Annotated in this window: 15 protein-coding genes; 3 read left to right on the top strand and 12 right to left on the bottom strand. The window is 44.9% G+C overall.

Translation table 11 applies throughout. The annotated features are described in order from the left end of the window. Positions 1-124 precede the first annotated feature (124 nt). Positions 125-649, top strand: coding sequence for a hypothetical protein (locus tag ELR70_RS01960; protein ID WP_054016599.1), 525 nt, complete (start codon positions 125-127; stop codon positions 647-649). On the opposite strand, the gene ELR70_RS01955 is transcribed toward ELR70_RS01960, so the two are convergent. The 9 genes from ELR70_RS01955 to ELR70_RS01920 all read right to left on the bottom strand — a co-directional run bounded on the left by ELR70_RS01955 (position 614) and on the right by ELR70_RS01920 (position 12427). Continuing rightward, complete coding sequence (locus ELR70_RS01955) at positions 614-1780, bottom strand: anhydro-N-acetylmuramic acid kinase (protein WP_054016600.1); 1167 nt, start codon at positions 1778-1780, stop codon at positions 614-616. The two genes, ELR70_RS01960 and ELR70_RS01955, sit on opposite strands and share 36 nt — an antisense overlap. 3 nt (positions 1781-1783) lie before the next feature. Next, positions 1784-2206, bottom strand: coding sequence for a hypothetical protein (locus tag ELR70_RS01950; protein WP_054016601.1), 423 nt, complete (start codon positions 2204-2206; stop codon positions 1784-1786). Positions 2207-2244: 38 nt separating this feature from the next. Beyond that, entirely contained in the window at positions 2245-3006 is a 762-nt protein-coding gene (locus ELR70_RS01945) for a transporter substrate-binding domain-containing protein (RefSeq protein ID WP_054016602.1), read from the bottom strand. A 144-nt stretch (positions 3007-3150) separates the two neighbouring features. Next, entirely contained in the window at positions 3151-5616 is a 2466-nt protein-coding gene (locus tag ELR70_RS01940; RefSeq protein WP_054016603.1) for a glycosyl hydrolase family 18 protein, read from the bottom strand. 81 nt (positions 5617-5697) lie between these two features. Then, positions 5698-6909, bottom strand: coding sequence for a lytic polysaccharide monooxygenase (locus ELR70_RS01935; protein WP_347232121.1), 1212 nt, complete (start codon positions 6907-6909; stop codon positions 5698-5700). Next, a complete protein-coding gene (locus ELR70_RS25820; protein WP_347232120.1) occupies positions 6792-7133 on the bottom strand; it encodes a hypothetical protein in 342 nt (113 codons plus the stop codon). Before ELR70_RS25820 ends, ELR70_RS01935 begins: the two co-directional genes overlap by 118 nt. 52 nt (positions 7134-7185) lie before the next feature. Further along, positions 7186-10311 (bottom strand): glycosyl hydrolase family 18 protein, encoded by a 3126-nt coding sequence (locus ELR70_RS01930; protein WP_054016605.1) that lies wholly within the window; start codon positions 10309-10311, stop codon positions 7186-7188. 503 nt (positions 10312-10814) lie between these two features. After that, positions 10815-11783, bottom strand: a complete 969-nt coding sequence (locus ELR70_RS01925; RefSeq protein WP_054016606.1) for an ATP-binding protein — start codon at positions 11781-11783, stop codon at positions 10815-10817. 101 nt (positions 11784-11884) lie between these two features. Then, the gene (locus ELR70_RS01920; protein WP_054016607.1) at positions 11885-12427 is read right to left on the bottom strand and encodes a heme NO-binding domain-containing protein; all 543 of its coding nucleotides are present in this window, start codon (positions 12425-12427) and stop codon (positions 11885-11887) included. Positions 12428-12536: 109 nt separating this feature from the next. On the opposite strand from ELR70_RS01920, the gene ELR70_RS01915 reads away from it, so the two are divergent. Next, complete coding sequence (locus ELR70_RS01915; protein ID WP_054016608.1) at positions 12537-13871, top strand: HD domain-containing phosphohydrolase; 1335 nt, start codon at positions 12537-12539, stop codon at positions 13869-13871. On the opposite strand, the gene ELR70_RS01910 is transcribed toward ELR70_RS01915, so the two are convergent. Then, positions 13868-15418 (bottom strand): PAS domain-containing methyl-accepting chemotaxis protein, encoded by a 1551-nt coding sequence (locus ELR70_RS01910; RefSeq protein WP_054016609.1) that lies wholly within the window; start codon positions 15416-15418, stop codon positions 13868-13870. The genes ELR70_RS01915 and ELR70_RS01910 overlap by 4 nt on opposite strands. Positions 15419-15636: 218 nt before the next feature. Here ELR70_RS01910 and hemH point away from each other — a divergent pair, with 218 nt between their 5' ends. Then, entirely contained in the window at positions 15637-16659 is a 1023-nt protein-coding gene (hemH, locus tag ELR70_RS01905) for a ferrochelatase (protein WP_054016610.1), read from the top strand. A gap of 30 nt (positions 16660-16689) precedes the next feature. On the opposite strand, the gene ELR70_RS01900 is transcribed toward hemH, so the two are convergent. Together ELR70_RS01900 and ELR70_RS01895 are read right to left on the bottom strand one after the other, a co-directional pair. Then, positions 16690-19260 (bottom strand): GGDEF domain-containing phosphodiesterase, encoded by a 2571-nt coding sequence (locus ELR70_RS01900; protein WP_054016611.1) that lies wholly within the window; start codon positions 19258-19260, stop codon positions 16690-16692. A gap of 271 nt (positions 19261-19531) precedes the next feature. Then, on the bottom strand, positions 19532-21136 hold the full coding sequence (locus ELR70_RS01895; protein WP_054016612.1) for a sensor domain-containing diguanylate cyclase: 1605 nt from the start codon (positions 21134-21136) through the stop codon (positions 19532-19534). Between the last annotated feature and the right edge of the window lie 16 nt (positions 21137-21152).

The raw sequence follows: 21152 nt of genomic DNA, 5'->3' as shown, positions 1-21152 counted from the left end.
TGAGAGTAATCTGACATTATAACTCGTCAGAATGTGGTAAAAAGGGCTCAGCTAAGAGCCCTTTTTAATAATTCTGACATATTGAACCTGCATAATTAGCCTAGTTTAATTTTTCGGCAAAATCATGAATACACGTAAACGGTCTTTGACTTTTGACATAAAGGACCAGGCACAGCAATTGTTTTTTCTCGAGCATGGCTCACCATTTGATCAGCTTGAATTTTACATTGAACAAGATGAGCTTATTGTTTCTTGTCAGCTCCCTAAGGACGCTATAGCTGGAAATCAGATCCGAGCAACAGCTAACCACCAAGATAATCGCAGTGTCGACTTTATAGGTCAGCTGCAATTGCAAGAACAAGACATTATCAAAGGTTCAGTAGAGTTACGTCTGAGCGGTGCAGGACAATGCGGCTCGTACAACTTACAATTGAGTTTACTGGGCCACAAAGAGCGCATTAAAAATAGTATGGACTACATGGCTTATTTGCCTCGTGAGATCAGCAGCACCGAGATGCAGCGCAAGTTAAACGTTGCGCCATCAGGTTCTACAGCAGGTGTTTTACACACGATTGCGAAATACATTCGCTGCGAATTCAACACCTTGTTTGGATCATCCCGGCAGGCTTATCTTACCGAAAGAAAATAACCCATCCCCCGCTACGCACTCATTTGCCAGGACCGCAAATAGTGCAGCTTCTTTGGAATCTACCCCGACGCCGTCACTCGATAGTTTGGATACGTCAAACTCCTCAGATAAACGGGACTTTAACTTAGATAGCAGCAGAGTATTGTGGGCACCTCCGCCACTTAGCAACAACTCTGTAGGACCGCGCAACCCCAAACAGTTGATCTGCTCGAGAACACACCAGGCCGTTAACTCATTCAGTGTAGCCAGCACATCGTAATGAGACAAAACGGAACCAAGACACATTATCTTGTCTTCCAGCATCGCCAAACTAAACACTTCTGGCCCAGTTGTTTTCGGGACGGTGTAATGAAAAAATGGAACAGACTTAAGCAAATCCAGGAGTTCTTCCGACACTTTCCCCTGAGCAGCAATCGCCCCTGACTCGTCATAAGGTATATTAAAATACTGCTGGCAGTACGCATCCATTAGGGTGTTGCCGGGGCCAATATCGGTGCATTGAATATCTTCTATTTCTCCACCCGCTTTTAGAACAGTAAAATTTGCTATACCGCCTAAATTCAGCAAAATACGGTGAATATCTGAGTTTTGATACAATAAATAGTCACCATATTGTGCAAGCGGCGCACCCTCACCACCTTTGGCTATGTGTTTTTGTCTGAAATCCGAAATGGTAATGATCTGAGTGTGAGTCGCAACGTGATCGCCGTCACCTAGCTGTAGCGTGCCGTTTCCAAAGTCAGTGTATGAATGCTGATGCTGCGGGCAATGGTAAACAGTCTGCCCGTGGCTGGCTATCAGGTCAATATCCTGAGGCTCTAGCTGCCATTGCGTCAGCGTTTGATTAATGATTTTCGCATGATAGTAACCGACCCAGGGATGCAATAGCGTTAAATACTCAAAGTCTACGTAACCTTTAGCAAAGACCTTACGAACCTTTTCTTTAAACTCATTATCGTAAGCAGCCGTTGTGAACTTAAGTAGTTTACAGCGTGTCGTTTTACCTGCCCCGCTCACCTGACACAAGGCAATATCTAGACCGTCTAATGAGGTGCCACTCATCAATCCCAAAATTATACGAGAGGGCTTGTTCGCAATGGAACTCAGCTGATTTATTTGCTTAATACCCATTACCTAATACCCAGAGCTATTGGCAGTTACAACTGCGACAACGGGGTAGTCATTCGCGCCAAGCTCTAATGTGAAGTTGCGCTTTTCATTGCCCTCTAACATTATCTTATGAGGTAACGCGCTGACTTGATGTGCTGTGCCATCGGCGTAGATGACCATAAGTTGCTCAGGCTCCAATATTCGCCGACCTGATGAAAGGTTCTCAAGGCTTAGTAGCACCGCCCTGTAACCATCGTCATTCGACATCGCCACACTGCGATTAATTTTAAAGTCGCTTTTTGCGGGTCTTACTCTATCGTTTCGGTCGAATAAAAATGTATCCAACGTCATCTGCATGGTGTCAAAACGATATGGCTTCTGTTCCTTTGCTATTGTACATGCCGAAACAATGACCAAGGCAACTATCGCTAACCTCATTTTTCGCATAATTTAAACTCCGTAAAAAGACCACAAGACCAAAAGTTTTAGCCTCTACTGGTTTCAATGCCATATTGACTCACCAGCTCAGCTATCTCGTCCCGTAACGAATTAATGGCTGAGTTAATTTCTTCTATTTCTTGTTTATTAAAGGATTTACGACTTAACATAAAATGAATGGCGTTGTCATTGACAACATAGGGATGTATTTTCATCTCCCTAAATCCAAGCTTCTCTATATAATGATAACCGGAGAATTCGTCTTCAATTAAAAAATCGACTCGTCCGCGATTCACAAGCTGCATACGCTGGCTGATGCTGGGCACTTCAAGCAAGCGCTCTCTGTACCAGGCAATCTTGAGGATCTGCTCCAGCTCTTTACCATAATAAGCGCCTGGATTAGCAACAAATGTGCGCTCTGCAGCAAATAGCTCAGTCAGGCTTCTGACATTGTTTAGGTCTTTACTTCTTGTAAATAAGCGCATTCTTTCCCGCCGATAAGCATGGCTGAAATAGGCCAGTTTGGCTCTTTGTGTGTTAAAACTAGCTGAAGGAAGAATATCAATAAAGCCTTTAGAAAGCTCAGTGATACCTCTTGCCGAAGAAGGTAGCTGAACAAAATCTATACACAACTTTGCCTTACTGAAAACCCTTCGGGTTATTTCAATATCAAGACCATAGGGAACCGTCTCTCGGTACATCACATAAGGTGGCCAGCTTGTACCCACGCCAACTTTGTAGCGTGTATCACATTGGGTGTTCGCAAACACCGAAACAGGTAGGAGAAGTAACAGAAATATTAAATGCACAGCGTCTAGCAATCATTGGTATTAGCTAGATTATGAAGTATATCGGCAAGAAAACAAAGGCGCGCTAGCGCCTTTGTTCGTTATTGTTGGCCAATCCCTTGGTCAATCAGAAGCAAAAACTCCCGCTTCTGATATCAACATACCTTAAAGTGCCTTCCACACCATCGCTTTTCCAGGCTCTTCGCCGCGTGTCCACCACTTAGCTTCGTATAACTTGCCTTGATAGCTAACGCGGTCACCTCCGACATACACTTTACTGCGGTCCCAAGGATCAGCGCCTACCGCAGAATCCGTGACGTTAACATCAAATGACACTGTCGTAGTAGCAATACCGTCAGACACAGCAACTGTTACCTGATAAGTGGTGTTCTGAGTAACTTCTGGTGCTGTAATCGTCGCAGTAGCCCCTTGTCCACTAACGCTCAAACCGTTGCTTGCTGACCAGCTGTAAGTTAATGCATCACCATTAGGGTCTGTGGCATTAACCTGCACCGATGTGCTGGTGTTTTCGACAAGTGTAACCGCTGAGATAGGCGTTACTATTGGCGCATCGTTACCAGTCGACGGTGCTTTAACCAACACCTTCACATTTCGCGTTGTTGTCGCTTCACCATCTGATACGGCAATGGTTAATGTGTACTCTGTGTCTTGTGTTACTACAGGCGCGGCTACACCCACTGTCGCACTGCTTATGTTCGTCAGGGTAAGTGCATTTGACGCACTCCAGGCGAACGTCAGTGGTTGATTGTCGGGATCTGACGCTGTTGCAGTTACATTGACAGAGCCACCCGACTGAACGGTCACATTGCTCTCAACGGATACAACTGGCGGTTTGTTAACTGGAACACCGCCAGTCAAACCATCGTACATGGCATTCAGAATATCGCCGTTATCAGCATCGATTTCCCAGGCAAACAAGCCACCCAGATCGTGCAAGTTTACGTAACGCCCTTTTGCTTCAACAGAGCGTGCACTATCGAACGTCAACAACTTACCATTGCTGCGGTTCCAGACGTATGCTGCTTCAGCCTGCTCGTCGTAGCCAACCTCAAACCCATTGAGGCCTGTGCCATTTGGTCCCACCAAATTAGCAGCGATGGCCTTGTAATCCATGATACCCGGCTCCCATACGCCTTCCGAGGTAGAGCCTGAGTATTTACCATTACCTGGCGCTGTCATTGGATTGCCCGGAATCGTGGTGTTCTGATCCATCACACCTTCCCAGCCACGACCATACATAGCTGCGCCCATGACGATTTTCTTCGAGTTTACGCCTTGCTGTAATAACAACTGGACCGCGTTATGCGCCGTGTAAGCCGGGCCTTTACGTGGTTCCCCATTGTCATCAACACCGGTGCCGTTACACTCATCCTGACTTAAGTGAGAGCCACAATATAAACCTGTCTGGTGACCTGTTACATTGTTCCAGCCGCCGTAAAAGTCATAAGTCATTGCGAAGATGTAGTCCATGTACTGCTGCGCAGCCTGGTAATCTACGTCTTCAATTTTATCGTAACCAGAGCCAATAGCAGACGTCAGCTCATATGTACGACCCGTTTCGGCTTCTAGCTCGTCTAACATGGCACGTAGCTCAGCCATCAGGGCGATATAAGCCGGACCGTCATTGACAGGGTCGCCCAAGTCTGGGTTCGGGCCGTCACCACCCGGGAATTCCCAGTCGATATCTACCCCGTCATAAAACTTCCAGGTTTTCAGGAACTTTTTCATCGATGCGACAAACACATCACGATTTGCTTTGTTAGTAAACCCATGGAATGGGTCAGAGAGCGTCCAGCCACCCACTGACGGTAAGATTTTCAGGTCAGGATAACGCTGTTTAAGTGCCATTAGCTGCGCGTAAGTACCACGGATCGGGTCGTTTTGGCTTACGCCAGGCAATGTTTTCTGAATAGCAGCCCAGGGGTCATGGATCACCACTTCATAATCAGGTGTTCCGGCACATGCTTTTTGCAATGCACGCCAGCTGTTGCCATTCTCAATTTCTTTCAGTGATTCATTGGCACCACAAATCGGTATAAAGCCATATAACAGGTGGCTTAGATTCTGTGCCGGGATGTTAGTCACGTCAAAGTCACGGCCATAAATACCCCACTCTACAAAATACGCACCAGTTACCTTGCCCGGGATAGTACCGTTATTACGGTTGTTAGGATTGACATCCATAGGTAATGGCTCTAAGTGACCACCGTCTGTATCTGCTATGACAATCTCTTTACCAGCACTTCTCGCACAGCCAGTGCTATCACACAGCTCTACATATAGCGTATGGCGGCCAGATTGCATGTAAGGGAAAGTGATAGTGCCGCTTTTGGTACCTGCCGTTAGTGTGCCTTCGTTGACGAGCTGATTGTCGAAATACACTTTATAGCTGTCACCACCTGTGCCACTCCATGCATTCCACTTAATCTGTATATCTACCTTGTCTTTAGCGGTTACCAGGTCTTTATATGACCCATTGCCATCGAGTAGAACATCTACAAAAGAATAGACCTGAGGTTCCCAGCTCAAGCTAGGTGTTGAAGGCGCCGCTAGAACTGAGCCGCTCATTAGCGCAAGGCCTATTGCCGTACTGATCTGTTTAATCTTCATTACTTTCTCAACCTTATTTACATGTTATATCCAAACCCCAAGGGGTGATTTATTGGTACTGCTTAAAACTGATTTGCCAGGCTAAAGTGCTTTCCATACCTGGGCTTTACCTGGCTCTTCGCCGCGGGTCCACCACTTAGCTTCATAGTTTTTGCCATTGTGAGAGACTTTATCTCCACCGACATACGTGTCAGAAGCCTGCCACTTTGGATGCGTAGACACAGGAATATCTTTAACCGTTACGCTTAGGTCTCTGGATGTGGTTAGCTCGCCATCTGATACGGCGATTGAAACCGTGTACTGAGTGTCTGCCGATATCTCAGCGCTTTGCAGTGTGACGGTAGCCCCGCTTCCTGTCATCGTAAGCCCGGATGGCAGTGACCAGTTGTAGGTCAGTTCAGTTTGCTCGTCGTCAAACGCGTGCACATGAACCTGGACTTGGCTATTTTCATCCATTACAACCGGGTCCGGTTGATGGACTGTCGGCGGCGTATTCGGAGCTTTGGGTACGATTGTCAGGTTATAGGTAAAGGCGGCATCCGTTACGAATACTTCGTTACTTAGCAAGTTAGCTTCATCAAATACCACATCACCGTTTGATTGTTTTACACCAACCTGGACATCACTGGCATAAGTGGTATTGAGTTGGCCTGCCAAAACACTTGTCCAACTCGACTGGTTTTGTGCGGTTACAGCTAAAGAATGTTTCACTATCTCCTGACCATTTTGGTCGAATACTCTTGCCCAGATCAGGTCACCAACATTAGCTGTCTGGCCTCTGGTGATAAAATAGCCAGCTGAGAACCAGTCATTTGGCTGAGTATCAGTCACGATATTAATGTCACTACAGTTATAGAACCCCTCACCAACGACGTCATTTCTCTGCCAGCGAGTATAGAGAATCGCATCACCACTTCGGCCCTGCGGGATCTGAATGGTCATTTCATATATGCGTTTTCCATCAGGGTCTTTAACAAAATCAACGTTGCCGACTTCTGTGATAAGATCCAGGCTACCCCAGGTCATCACATCTGTTGCAGGGTTGAATTCTGGCTTGGTCAGATAAAATTTCCAGAAGCTAGGGTTGTGTGGGGTTGTAGCATGGAATCGTATTGCTAACTCTCCTGCAGCGTTTGGTCTGACTTGAGTTGTCTGCCAATCTGCAGAAGGTAAGTTCATACCGCGTTTTTCGTGCGAACCTGCTGCACACAAGGTGCCATCTGGAATGTTTTTTTCAACCGCTTGTTGGTTGTTATAATCGGGTGTATTAACCGCAAACTCATGCTCCTGAATAAACTGGACATAACCAGACTCCAGGTAAGCTGCGCGACATGCTGCATTGGGAATATTGGAACCATCTTCTGGCCACCAATACCCCCCTGGTCTTCACAGATAGCCTGTCTTGCCATAGGAAAATCCATATAGCCATGACTTACAGCTAGTTCACTGTAACTCAAAGCGCTAAACACAAGTGCACCCATCGCAGTCTGTTTCGAAAAAGATGTATATGTCTTCATAACTTGCCTCTTTCATAGGGGCCGAAGCCCCTGAACCTAGTTAGTTAATCGGTTACAAACTACAAACCTTGGTATAATCAGAGCTCACTGATGGTTGCTTATTGCTCCACCACTTCGCTTTATATACACCGTTGCCGTCGATGATGAGATCTCCCTGGGCTGCGTGGCTTCCCTTTGGAAACTCAGGATAAACACTGATTTGTGATATAGGCACGCCTTCACAACTTGTGATAGGTCCCCCATTACCATCACCCGGTTTCGCATCCGGCAGTTTCGGGTACTCAAACTTAAACGCGTAACGTTTGCCATCTTTTTCTGCGACGAAGTTAACCGGACCTGTAATTGGCATGTAGTACATCACCTGGGCGTTAACAGTTTCTCCTGGTGCGAAAGACTTAGGAATATTTCCCCACTCATCGACCAGAGTGATTGAAAAGCGATGGAATTCGTTCTCAAATCCACCGATATTGTTGCCGGCAGCGTTAGAGCGATTCACTTCAACCGCCATACCGAGTTTTTCCTGGGCGTTCCAGTTAGACTTGAAAATCGCAGAAGTCGCTACTGGCACATCGAAGGTTATCTTAGCCCCTGACAAGTCAATGGCTGAGTTATTGGTAAATGAGAACGTTGGCGCGATTGGATAGTTATCATCGCCTAACGGGAAGTCTTTTGCTGTAAAGCTGACGTCTACTGATTCCGCAGGTACCTGGAAGCTCACATCACCAGGATGGATATCGTATGGCGCGCCGGACTGGTTAAACTTGTTATAAGCTAACGTGGTCAGGCTTGAGCCCATAAAGTACTCGCCCTTTGTAGCGTCGTAATCGAAATCTCCGGCCAGCTCCCAGAACATGATGCCGCCAAGTCCATTGTTAATAACATAATCAACCTTGGTACCCATCGACTCTTCATCTTCAATCGACAAGAATACTTTCTTCTCAGCATTCCACAGCCAGGGGGCAACAGCCACAGAGTCATAATGACGAGCGTATGTTCCGGTCAATCTGTCTGCGGGATCTGTGTCCGGCGTCAAGCCGTAATCCGCCAGGTAACTGGCAACGATGCCTGATTGCAGGTTTTTCACATGCCACAATGGGTTAGAACCCGCTGGTACTTCAAGGCCCACGTCATTTTTGTCATGCCAAAGGTTGTCAATACCTACGGCACCGTTACCACATTTATTCTTTTCACCTTTTCCGGTACCTGGTGGACAGTTCGCTTGGTCCGGGAATGCCGCCTGGCCCCAAAGCCCGTTTGTACCGCCTTGTACATTCTGGAAACCACGGGTGTAGTAAGGAATACCGATATTGATACGACCACCGGACAAAGCGCCACGGAAATATTTAACTGCCCAGTCCGTGTTCAGATAACCAATACCTTCAAATTCAGCGGTACCATAGACATTCCATGCTTTGAGTTCAGAATCTTCACCTGTGTCAAACAAAGAAGCATTGTGGCCTACATGCTGGTTCCACGCCCCATGTAAGTCGTAAGACATGATATTGACGTAATCCAGATATTTAGTGACCTGGAATGTCTCCATACCACGTAGCAAGTAGCCAGAAGAAGGTGACGCAATAGTTAGCATGTAGTGCTTACCATCCTGTTGACCCGCTTTATCAAGCTCTTCACGTAAACGTTTCATCAGCACCTGATAAGAGGCATTCAACCCGGCACGTAATGCGTTTGAGATTGGGAAGTCATCCGGGTGACCTGCGTCGTTCATTGAGGTTGGATATTCATAGTCAATATCAACACCATCAAAACCATAAGTACGAATAAACTCCACAGCACTGGCCGCAAATGCATCTATGCCAGCCTGATTCACGCTGCCATCGGCATTAGTGGTCATAGTGTAAAAGCCACCGCTGTTGACTCGCTTACCGTCGCTGCCGAAGTAGCCACCCGTTTCAGCCCAGCCGCCAACAGAGATCAGTGTTTTTACGTCAGGATGTTGTTTTTTGTACTTGTTCAGCAGGTTAAAGTGACCTTTGTATGGCAGTGCAGGATCCATTTCTGCGCCAGCCTCTCCAGGCCATTCCATATTCGTTGCCGGATTACCAGCAGCCGTTGGGTCGCCAATGGATACCTTGTTGTTTGCGTCAACGTGCGCAAAGGCGTAGTTAATATGCGTTATTTTGTCCCATGGAATGTCATTAACCAAATAGGATGGTTGGCCATTTGCGCCATTTCTCCAACTGGTAAAGTAGCCGATCACGCGACGAGGATGGTCATTGCCCATTTTTTCTCGTCCGTTTACGTCGTAAATAGTACAGTAAGGCGTATTCACTCCGGGAGTCTGGAACAAGCCTTCAGGTTTACAGTCATCACGTCCACCTTGCCCCTGCTCTACAACAGTCAATGTCTGAGACACACTAGAAGTTGCCCCTTTGTCATCTGTAACAGTTAACGTAAAGCTGACCGGACCCAGTTGTTGTGCGGTCCATGTGTGATCGGTCGCGGTACCATTTGTAGTAACAACATCGACACCATCTACCGTAAACGTCAACTTAGTCACCTGACCGTCTACATCGCTTCCGGACAGACCAAAAACAACTTGTGAACCTACAACGAGTTCAGCAGGCTGGCTCTTTATAAGTAACTGTGCTTCTGGAGCCTTGTTACCTGTATCAACTGGCTTCACAAGGATTTGACTAGTCAATACATTAGACGCTGCTCCTTTGTCATCATATGCCGTTGCGCTAATGTCGTGGGTACCGACACTGGCACTCCACTGTGCATCAAACATATCTGCGGTGCCGTTTACGTCAGTGGCAATCAAAGCGCCATCGACAAAGAACTCAACTTTGCTCACAGTGCCATCAGAGTCGACTGCTTTTACGCTTATGGCAACGCTGTCATTTTCTACGAACTCAGAACCCGAAACTGGCTGTAAGTTACTGGCCACAGGTGGGTTATTTTCGACAACGCTGTCACACTGGCCCAACCAAGTCCATTCCTGCCAGTCACCTGAATTAGCCGCAGGTTCGGAGCGAGTCCACCAGTTAGCTTCATAGGCGTTGTTATTCTGCTCAACTTGCTGACCGCCTGTATATGCTTTACCTGATTCCCAAGGGTTTAGCCCGGTACAATCATATGCGTTAGCCTGTGTTGAGCCGATCGCAATGGCGATTGCACTGAGCTGCATTGCCATCTTGAATTTGTTTCTCGTTTTCATACTTTCTTCAACCTTTACTGTTTTAGTGATTAACATTTTTAAAGTAAAGCTAACATAGAATTTGAGTACGTCAACGTAAGCATGACTACTTTTTAATCTGAAAAAAGATAAAAACCATCCTTTTTAACTAGCAATTATTCAAATGAATGGACTTTTTGTTACTCGCCCCTTCTCTTTATTAAGTGAGTTAAATTCATATATGACAGTTCATATACTTACTTCTATTGCTATAAGAACAATCAGTTAAGTGCAAAATAGAAACATTGAAAAGAAAAACTTATGGTTTCGGATAAATTTATCTAATCCAAAACAAGACTGAAACAGAAAAAGTAAAAGGAATATCTTATATGTATTAGTTATATGCAAATCAACCAAGATCAGTATGTATACATCTAGTTAACGTAAAGGTTAACAGTTTAAGATGCCGAATAAGCATGCACTTTTTAGGGACAAACTAACGTTCCAATAAAGTCGTCGTTTAGATTGCGGGAACAAGAATTTGATTATTTGACATGGTTTACGGGGATAGCAACGGTCACTGTAGTACCCTTACCCTCTGAGCTTTCAACTTTGATCGTGCCATTGTGTTCAGAAACAATACCATAGGCGACGGCCAGCCCCATACCCGTTCCCTGCCCCACAGGTTTGGTTGTAAAGAATGGTTCGAAAATATGCGCGATTGTGTCTTGGGCTATACCGACACCGTTGTCCTTCACTTCTACAACAATTTGCTTACCAACCTTTTTGATATGAAGCTCAATCGCAGGGGAAGCACACACGCCATCTGATTTAGCCTGCTCACAGGCATATTTGGCATTCATTAATAGGTTAATGAAGACCTGATTAAGCGCGGCCAAATTGCAGTAGCTCATTGGAATATCGGATTTCTTTACATTCAACTCTATATGTTTAAGCTGATTTGCAAGCAAACCCAGAGCGCTGTCGATGGCCTCAGTCATATCAGCCATGACAAATTCGTTGTTTTTAGGTCTGGCAAAATCAAGCAAGCTGGCAACGATAGTTGCTATTCGCTGGCAACCATCCCGACAATCATCAATTAAATCTTGTGCATCTTCGGCAAAAAAACACAGCTGATACTGCGATTCCAGTCGCGTAAATGTTTCTTTAAATTCGTCCTGATCTGAAGCATTCATCGAGAAAGACTCGCTGGCCTTGATTAAATCAGCAACCCCTTTTGCAACTTGTCCAAGTGTGCCTATGTTACCGTTTATGTAAGCTAGCGGGTTATTGATTTCATGGGCGACGCCGGCAGACATTACGCCAAGGGTTGCCATTTTTTCACTTTGCAAAATTGCGGCGTGTTGACGCTTTAGCTGGGCAAGATTTGCTTCCAACTCTTGATTTGCGAGGTACAAAGAACGGGTTTTGTCTTCCAGCAAGGTTTCAAGCTCATCGCGAGCTTGCTTCTCTCTAAGATATGCTTTGTAGTACTCGTTGCTTTCGTTTGACATACTAACCCTCCAGATCCCACATAGGCAAATATACAAATAGTTATCAGCTTCTCAGTTGCTTTACGTAGTCACTTATTCTGGCTCTTCGCACTTTATGCTGCTCAAGACAATATATTGATCACAAAACGACAGTGCTCGTCCCCTTCATGCATGCAACTGGCGTGGGATATTTCAATTTTTTTGTTGTAATGGTCCGCAGCTCCGTAAATGAGCCCTTCTGCGCAAAAGCACAATTTTCTTGGAGAACGATAATCTACGAGAATTTGTCCTTCATCGATGACCCTGGCATCAATTTTGGGTAAGTTGGGTTCATCGTAGAGTTTTGCAACCTCAACATGGATCACGCTATCGATGGCAAGAATTAATTTCTCAAATGTATTCAACGGTTCAAGCACAGCATGGTGCTTGGCAGCCAACGAGCCAAACAAAAACCGTCCAAATACGCCCAGCACATCCGGTAATGGCAAAGCCATTTTTTCTGCTACACCATTTGCCAACGCAAACAGCTCTTCATCGGGGTAGGATACAGCTGAAACATAGCTACGGTGGGCCGGGCTATGCTTGTCCAATAACGTATTCCATTCACCCATACCCAGATTTTTGACAACCAACTCCTCTAAACTACGAAATATAATGCCTTTCATTGTTTGCTCCTTAGCAGGGGTGATTTAACAGCAAACTCGCTGCAGCAATTGTTATAAAACAAAGTTTAGACTAATTTTTATATTATCTATTGCTTTAGCTAATTGATATATGGTTGAACACGATCCACAGCAAGTTACGATTGCTCCTCCCACAGGCCCTATTCGAGTATTGTGCCTTGATGATGAGCCTAGCGTTCTAAAAGTGCTCAGAAGAACACTCGGCTTTGCAGGCATGGAAGTGTCTTTGTTTGAGTGTGGCGAGCAAGCGTTACAGGCACTAGCTGAGCATGACTATGAGGTCATTATTTCGGACATGCGTATGCCCGAAATGGATGGCGTGGAGTTTTTGACAAAAGCCAGGCAAGCTTCTCCGCAATCACAGCGTATATTATTATCTGGCTATGCAGATATGGACTCTACGATTGCAGCCATCAATGAAGGTGGAATCCATAACTTTCTTCAAAAACCCTGGCAAAATGAAGCGCTCATTCATGTTATCAAAGATGCGGCAGAGAAGTATCGCCTCAAACAATACAATGCCGAGCTTCAGACTGCTATAAGCAATCAAAATGCACAGTTAAAAATATTAAACGGCAATCTCGAAGAATTAGTCGAAAAGCGAACCGCTCAGATCCGCACTGTACTGCGCCAATTAGAAACAGCCAACAAACGCGAGCAGGATGAACACAGAGCAACGGTAGAACTACTTTATAACTTCATCAATGCCAACCCTTACATAGACGCGAACATGGCTAAACAAATTGCTACCCTGAGTGGATTAGTCGCACAAAAGCTGGGCCTGGGAGACAAAGTGGTACAGCTGACAAAAATGGCTGGTTATCTGGCACAGGTCGGGCTACTGGCTATGGACCCTGTATTGTACGATAAGCCACTTGAACAGCTCAGCTCAGAGCAACGAAAGTTATTTTTTACACATCCGGCGACCGCACAGCTTATGCTGATGCCTGCTCAGCACCTGAGTGATGTTGGCGAAGCAATATATCATCAATTTGAAAAATATAACGGTCAGGGGATCCCAAAAGGGCTTAAAGGCAAACAAATTCCTATTGGTGCACAAATACTCGCTGCTGCAAGAGATTATGTAGAAAATCTTACAAAAAATCAGGGAGATATTGAGACCAAGCGTGTACATGCACTTGAAATTATTAAAATGTATAGCGGGTCGTTCTACCACCCCAAAGTAGTCTTAGCACTTGAACAAGCGATAAAAGCCGACACGTCAACTACAAGCCAGGTTGGGTCAATGAACATCATTAGTGCTCAAGCTCTTGAACCGGGTATGGAGCTTGGGCTGGCTATTCATAGCCACAAAGGGATCATGCTGTTACCTAAGGGGCACATTTTCACAGAAGCAACTGTTGCCAAACTGCAACAGTTAGAAACACAAAAACCCACCCCCTTTAGGATCCTGATTAAAGCTTAGCGTTTAAAGCGTACCACCAGCTCATACATATCATTTGCAACTGTGGTCAGCTCCTCGCTGATCACGTGCATTTCATTAGAGCTGCTAACACTGGTATTTGCTAACGTGGCAATGTTGACAACTTGCTGGTTAATATCTTCAGAAACAGCAGCCTGCTCTTCTACAGAAGTGGCAATTTGCATACTACTGGCACTTATTTTCTCTATCAGCTGATAGATACCTTCCAGTTTCATGGAAGACTGAGAAAGTTGCTCTATCCCCTGACGAGATTCATCCTCTCCTCGCTGCGCTATAAACTCAGCGTTTTGGGTACTTTGAGTCAACTGTTCAATTATTGCATGGATCTCTTTCGTAGACTCTTGTGTTCTTTGCGCCAGATGGCGTACTTCATCGGCCACAACCGCAAAGCCCCGCCCCTGCTCCCCTGCCCGAGCAGCTTCTATTGCCGCGTTCAAAGCAAGTAAATTAGTTTGCTCAGCGATTTGCTCAATTATCTGCGCAGCTTCCGCTATTTTAGAAGTTTGTTTAGCGACACCTAGCACCGAGTCTTTGATATCAACCACTGTCGCACCAAGGTTCTCGATTGAAGCACGGGTTTCTTCAGAACTTCGGGCACTTTCCTGTGCAAGTATCAGTACCCCTTTAGCATCTTCAGAACTAGCCTGAACGCTATGAGACACTTCGTTAATTGTGGTGGCCATTTCATTCATAGCTGTCGCAACTTGTTCAGTTTCAAGCTGCTGTCTACTCAAACACTCCGTCGTTTCAATACTTTTTGAATTGCTAATCGTGGCGCCACTGGCAACCCCTTTTGCAGCAAATTCGATGCGAGTGATTATGGTGTCCAGGTGAGCGCGCTCGCTCAATAACTTAACATGCAACTGGGCCATCTTACCTGTCCAGGGAGAGTAAACCTGAGTCGCTATATCATCACAAAAACTATGAGACATCACCTTATCAATTCGACTTAGCTGCTCGTTATCTCGATAGGTGTTGTACGCAAATAATGCGAGTGTATTAACAACCAACCAGGTAAACCCGATTGCTTCGCCAGCAGACATATAGAGTAAAATCGCAATAACTACAGCTAACGAGGACCAGATAGAGCGTAGCTTTGGTAACTTAATTCCATCACGCTGTCCCGATTTAACGCGTTTGTACAACACTTCTGCTCGCTCAACAGACGCACGATCAGGACAACTACGAACTGATTCATATCCGATAATTTTACCATCCTGAGTCATCGGAGTGACATAAGCATTTACCCAATAATGGTCACCATTTTTACAGCGGTTCTTGACTAAACCCATCCATGGTTTACCGGCCTTGAGCTGGTCCCACATGGTCTTAAATGCGAGTTCTGGCATGTCTGGGTGGCGAACGAGATTATGTGGTTGTCCTATCAGTTCATCTTTAGAGTAGCCACTGACTTCAACAAAATGTTCGTTACAATCCAGTATCGTCCCTTTCAGATCTGTCACTGAAATAAGTCGGGTGTCTGCGGAAAAGCGCTTTTCCTGATTCGTGACCGGGTGGTTTAATCGCATTGTTAACTCAAATTCTTTGCTGTAAATTGCTGTTGCGGAGCGAGAAAATACGACTAATGCGCTGTTTTTGCAACAACAAATCTATATTTTGCCGATTTTTTAAGACAAAATAACTAGATCCAGTGTGATGCCAAACACGTATAAACAAAAATCGTTTTTTCACTCTAGCCTTTTATGTAGAATAGCAGGGCTAGAAGAACACACCAAAGGAGCCGTGAGTGCCAAAGCTTTCTGCAATAACTGATAACCCGCATGAGAACAGATTTAATGAAAAAATCGGAGTTCTGGTAACCAACCTGGGTAGCCCTGACGCACCAACGGCCCCTGCATTAAGAAATTACTTAAGAGAGTTTTTGTCAGACCCGCGTATTGTTGAACTTCCCAGAGTGCTTTGGTGGTTGATACTACATGGCATCATTTTGAGGATCAGACCAAGTCGTTCCGCGAAAGCCTACTCCAGTATTTGGACAGAGAACGGATCACCGCTCGTTCAGATAACACAAGATCAGTGTGATAAGCTTCAAGCCTTATTGAAAGAACAAGACTATAAGCATGTCGAAATCGTGATGGCAATGCGCTATGGCAATCCATCAATTAAAAGTGGTCTTGAAGCACTTCGAGAAAAAGGGATCACTAATATCGTTGTATTCCCCCTTTATCCGCAATACTCAAGTGCGACGACGGGTTCAACATTTGATGCAATTGCCAATGTGCTCAAAACATGGCGTTGGGTTCCAAGCCTCAGTTTTATAAACGGATATCACAAACAGCCGAGTTATATTACAGCTTTGGCTAATTCGGTGCAGGAACACATTGATAAGCATGGTTTACCTGAGAAGCTGCTTTTTTCTTATCATGGTACACCGAAACGATTTTTAGATAGCGGTGATCCGTATCATTGTTTTTGTCACCAGACCACGCGTCTGGTCTGTGAGCATCTAAAGCTAGATAAAGACAGAGTCATGACGACTTTCCAAAGCCGATTCGGACGTGAAGAATGGCTACAACCCTATACCGACGTCACGCTAAAAGAACTGGCAGCGAAAGGCGTTAAAGAAGTCGCTATCTTAAGTCCGGCTTTTAGTGCAGACTGTCTTGAAACACTCGAAGAGCTGGAAGAGGAAAACCGCGAATACTTCATGGAAGCCGGTGGTGAAACTTATCATTATATCCCGGCATTAAACGACAGAGATGATCATCTCAATGCACTGTTAGACATCCTAAAGCCTTATTTAAGGTAAAGAAAAGGGGCCGTCTTTGGCCCCTGCTCGTTAATGTTGCTGTGACGACTTACTGATATACATAAGTTCATCGTTAAACACTTGCCCAGAATTAAACTCTTGTAACAACCTCAGGCAAGCAGATAACGGCTGTGCAGGGCTATAATAAAAACCCTGTATATGATGACAACCCAGTTGTTCAAGCATAGTCAACTGACTCTGAGACTCAACACCTTCAGCGATAACTTTAATACCCAGCTCTTCGGCAAGATTAAGCAAACAGCTGATCATCACCTTTTTGTTTCTGTCTGCCATCAGGCTATCCACAAACGATTTATCTATCTTTAAGTAATCGACCTGATTTTCTATCAGATGGCTGAGAGAAGAATAACCAGTACAAAAGTCATCAAGCGCAATTTTCACACCCTGCTCTCTTAATTTGGAAAGTAGCTCCCAGGTGTAACGATTTGTCGCCATAGACTCTGTGACTTCAAGTGTTACTTTTTCAAACGGGACGTCAGCGTTGGAAATAGCCTCAGTGACCAGCTTGAACTGATCATTGCTGGTCTTAAACTCATTAACTGAGCGGTTTATAGAAATACTGACATCCTCATACCCGTGAAGATGTAACACTTTAAGGTCCTGGCAGGCTTTTTCCAATACGAACTGGCCTATCATATGGATTAAGCCGAATTCCTCCGCGATGGGAATAAAGGTACCAGGTGACACCATACCCTGTTCATCATCGAACCACCTTACCAGCGCTTCAAATTTGACTATTTTTCTGCGCTGTACATCAACTATAGGTTGATAGTAAACAGTCAGTAAATTTGCTTTCAATGCAGCTTTAAGCTTGTCCTTAAGCTTGATCTTGTTCAGATATGCATTTTGGATAGCTGCATTATGTAGAGCAACATGTCCTCGATGAGTTTTCTTCGCACTTTCTAGTGCATGCGCTGCATTGCGTATAAATTTAGCAGCGGTAATTCTGCCCCTATTTTCTAGTTGTGCGATCCCAGTACTTGCACTGAGTTCAACGGTCAATTCGTTGAAAACGTAGGGCTGTTTAATCTTATCACTGAGTTTTTTTGCAACCTGCAACGCACTTTTCACGTCTGTGTTGTCAAGCAAAATAGCAAATTCGTCGCCACCGTAACGGGATATCGTATCGTTCTCTCTGATCCCGTTCCTAAGCCTTTTTGCAACCGAAACAAGGACTTTGTCACCTATTTCGGGGCCGTATATATCGTTCACTTCCTTGAAGTGATCAAGGCCAATAAACAACAAAGAGCAGGGTGTATGCAGACTGCGGCTGGCAGATATTTTTTCTTCGACTATATCGATGAAACAACGCCGGTTCAGCAATGCGGTTAGAGGTTCATGGTTTGCGTAAAAGGTTAGCTGCGCCTCGTTGCGCTTCCACTCCGTAATATCCCGGAAAATAGCAACATAATTGAGTATTTCGCCTTGTTCATCTTTAACCAGACTAAGTGTTAACTCTTCAGGAAAGATTTGACCGTTTTTCCGCCGGTTAAATATTTCACCTTTCCAGCAGCCTGCACTCATCAAACTGTTCCACATTTGATGATAAAAATCGTTACTATGCTGACCGGAAGACAGTACGGAGGGATCTCGTCCCATCAACTCGTGACCTGTATAACCCGTAAGGCGCTCAAAGGCCCTGTTCACCATAATGATCTTGTTGTCACCATCGGTGATCATAATAGCTTCAGTAGCATGCTCGAACACAACATTGGTTAGTTCCAGCTGCTTATTCAAAGAATAGATGTAGGTAACGTCCTGCACCGTAGCACTAAATACCCGTTCATCACGCTGTTCCTCACACTGTTCTACACGACCTATGATCCTGTATAAGCCCCTTAAGTTAGTGCGCTTTTTATGCGTGACATTAACATCAATATAATCTAAATGACCTGTTCGAAGCTTTTGGATAATCACTCTGAGCCGTTTTTGGTCCGCTTCTGTTAAACAATCCGTAAAGTCGTCTAACGTCAGGGTTTCTTCTCTGTGCTGTAGCAAGCGGCGCATTTCGTGACTGAACACATGCTTGTCTCGGCTGATATTCCAGGTCCAGGAGCTCAGCTTTGCAATTCGTTCGCCTTTGGCTAATTGTTTAACCAGTATCTGCTGTGCTGCAATTTCTAGATTATGATTCAGCTCTGCCCCGACGAGTAAACTTAACTCCCTAAACCAATGACGGTCCTCATCACTTACCTCTACTTTTTCATCAAATAGACAGACCATAATACCGATGGGCTTATGATCAAGCGCACGTAACGTGACGCCAAGATAACCATCGATATCAAATATTTTTAGGATTTCATCTTCCGCATACATCTGCTGAAGATTACAGCTAATAGAGCACACGCCTTGGCTGGTTTTAGCATCATTACAGGGCGTTCCCTCGAGATCATAGATGATATCATTTGACCTTTTCCCATCTACAGAATAAGCAACCGTTTTAACTCGAGTGTCGGCATCAATAAATTTGCCAATCAAGCAATGCGCCGGTTTGAATTTCTCATAGATCAAATCGAGCGCCAGTTCATAGCGCGCCTCGCTGCTGCACAAATTGTAAAAAGTACTGAATGAAAAAGTCATTTTTCGGCTAAGTTCTTATATTTTATTGTTTTCAATATCAACAGGTATTTTAATAAATTGCAATGATAGAATTAAAAGCAAGTCTTATTCTCGATACAGATCAATAAATCGAACTTTTTTCTTAGCATCGTCAATCCCTGTGCATGTTGTGATCAGATTAGTGCGTTAATTATAACGTCTGACCAGTAATATGATATTATTCATATCACAACACAGTATCAGGTTCAAACACTCCTTTATAAAACAGTACAATGTTTTTTACATACTTCCTTTAAACAGCATGTTGCGCAACATCATTATTAGCGGCGTCACAGTGGACTTGTGCACGGCATGTTCTGTTACGGCCGCTGCGCTTGGCCTGATAGAGAGCCCTGTCAGCCATCTCAAGCGTTTCTTTAATACTTTGGCGATTTACCACCCAACTGGCTATGCCAATTGAAACCGTGACTTGCCTCGGAATCGACATCGGCTGTTCACTTATTGCAATACGTAAACGCTCAGCAATACTATAAGCTCGCTTTTCGTCAACAAACGGCATAAAAACCAGAAACTCTTCACCTCCGCTGCGACAGACAAAGTCATGGCATCTCGCATTTTTCTTCATAACACCTGCAAGTGCACATAACACATCGTCGCCTACCGCATGACCAAACTCGTCATTAATGGATTTAAAGTGATCCACATCTAAAGCAAGCACTGAAAACTGATATTGCATTGTTTTCACATTATCGAGCCAAAGTTGCATGGCGAAGCGGTTATTGAGTTTAGTCAATGGATCCATTTTTCTGTCTTGCTCAAGTTCCTTTATCTCCTGACCTAGCAGCTCAGAACTATTGAGGATCGCCGATTTTAAGTTTTCAGCCTCAAAAAACCAGGCCGGCGTCTGATCAATACAACGCAGGTTGCCGGGGCTGAGAGAGCTAACGTTTTGCGCTAACTGAGCAAGAGGTCTGGCAATGACAAACCCTGCAATTAAAGTGACGCATAAGATGGCCAGCGCGAATGGCAAGGTCGAATAGAGAACATTTTTATGTGTCACGTCCAGTTCAGCAACGATACTACTCAGCGAACGTTGACTCACAATTCCCCAGCCTGTACTGGATACTGGGGCAAACCCAGCGAGCATATTTACATCTTGACTGTTTAAGGCTTCTGCCGCACCTGACTCGCCTTTAAGTACCTTATTCACCGCAAGGTTTCCGACTATTCGTTCGCCTACTCGCTGATTATCTTTGTGGTAGATAAGTCGCTTATCCTTATCTATTACATACACATATGAATGTTCAGATACATGATGCGTACCCAGAAGCTGGTTCAGGATGGTGTCGCCCTGCAGGTAAATTCCTCCCGCAATAAACCCAAGATAGGCGCCGTCGCTGGCGAAAATTGGAAATGTCGGACTCACCATAAGATTGCCCGCCGGTGATACGAATGGATCGAGGATATAGGGCGCTTTTAATTCAATGGGTATTGCCAAAGACGAGTCTAGGGTATGTCCCGTTAGCTCCAGGCTAGAAGGCTGAGCTGAGATCACTTTGCGTTGTGCATTTATGACAACCAAAGAGTCAAAGCTATTGGTTTGAGCCAGTAGACGTGCTAACTCTGCATCTATCGCATCGCGGTCCTCAAAGTGATTTGCAATATGACCTGCACTGACTCGCAACTGACTATTCAAGGATTCTAAGAACAGCTCTGTAACTTCTGCAAGCTTTTCAGCATAAGCCTGATTCGATGCCAAAGTGTCTTTAATAAAAGCACGCTCGTGTACACGATAGCTTGCCATAAGTGCACTAAAAACGGACAACACAATTCCGGCACTTACCAACAATAAGATAAGCTGCTTAAGGTCTAGCTTTCTGCGTACTGTTACTTTCACTATATCCTCCCTATCT

Source organism: Pseudoalteromonas sp. R3 (assembly GCF_004014715.1).
In the GTDB taxonomy this organism is placed as follows: Bacteria; Pseudomonadota; Gammaproteobacteria; order Enterobacterales; family Alteromonadaceae; genus Pseudoalteromonas.
Note: the sequence above shows the minus strand (reverse complement) of the source record. Positions and strands in the feature narration are given on the sequence as shown.

Excerpts from the sequence above, each read along its gene's own strand:
- ELR70_RS01900 (WP_054016611.1), bottom strand. The coding sequence starts at position 19,260 with ATGACTTTTTCATTCAGTACTTTTTACAATTTGTGCAGCAGCGAGGCG.
- ELR70_RS01960 (WP_054016599.1), top strand. The coding sequence starts at position 125 with ATGAATACACGTAAACGGTCTTTGACTTTTGACATAAAGGACCAGGCA.
- ELR70_RS01940 (WP_054016603.1), bottom strand. The coding sequence starts at position 5,616 with ATGAAGATTAAACAGATCAGTACGGCAATAGGCCTTGCGCTAATGAGC.
- ELR70_RS01950 (WP_054016601.1), bottom strand. The coding sequence starts at position 2,206 with ATGCGAAAAATGAGGTTAGCGATAGTTGCCTTGGTCATTGTTTCGGCA.
- ELR70_RS01920 (WP_054016607.1), bottom strand. The coding sequence starts at position 12,427 with ATGAAAGGCATTATATTTCGTAGTTTAGAGGAGTTGGTTGTCAAAAAT.
- ELR70_RS01915 (WP_054016608.1), top strand. The coding sequence starts at position 12,537 with ATGGTTGAACACGATCCACAGCAAGTTACGATTGCTCCTCCCACAGGC.
- ELR70_RS01955 (WP_054016600.1), bottom strand. The coding sequence starts at position 1,780 with ATGGGTATTAAGCAAATAAATCAGCTGAGTTCCATTGCGAACAAGCCC.
- ELR70_RS01925 (WP_054016606.1), bottom strand. The coding sequence starts at position 11,783 with ATGTCAAACGAAAGCAACGAGTACTACAAAGCATATCTTAGAGAGAAG.
- ELR70_RS01910 (WP_054016609.1), bottom strand. The coding sequence starts at position 15,418 with ATGCGATTAAACCACCCGGTCACGAATCAGGAAAAGCGCTTTTCCGCA.
- ELR70_RS25820 (WP_347232120.1), bottom strand. The coding sequence starts at position 7,133 with ATGAAGACATATACATCTTTTTCGAAACAGACTGCGATGGGTGCACTT.
- ELR70_RS01930 (WP_054016605.1), bottom strand. The coding sequence starts at position 10,311 with ATGAAAACGAGAAACAAATTCAAGATGGCAATGCAGCTCAGTGCAATC.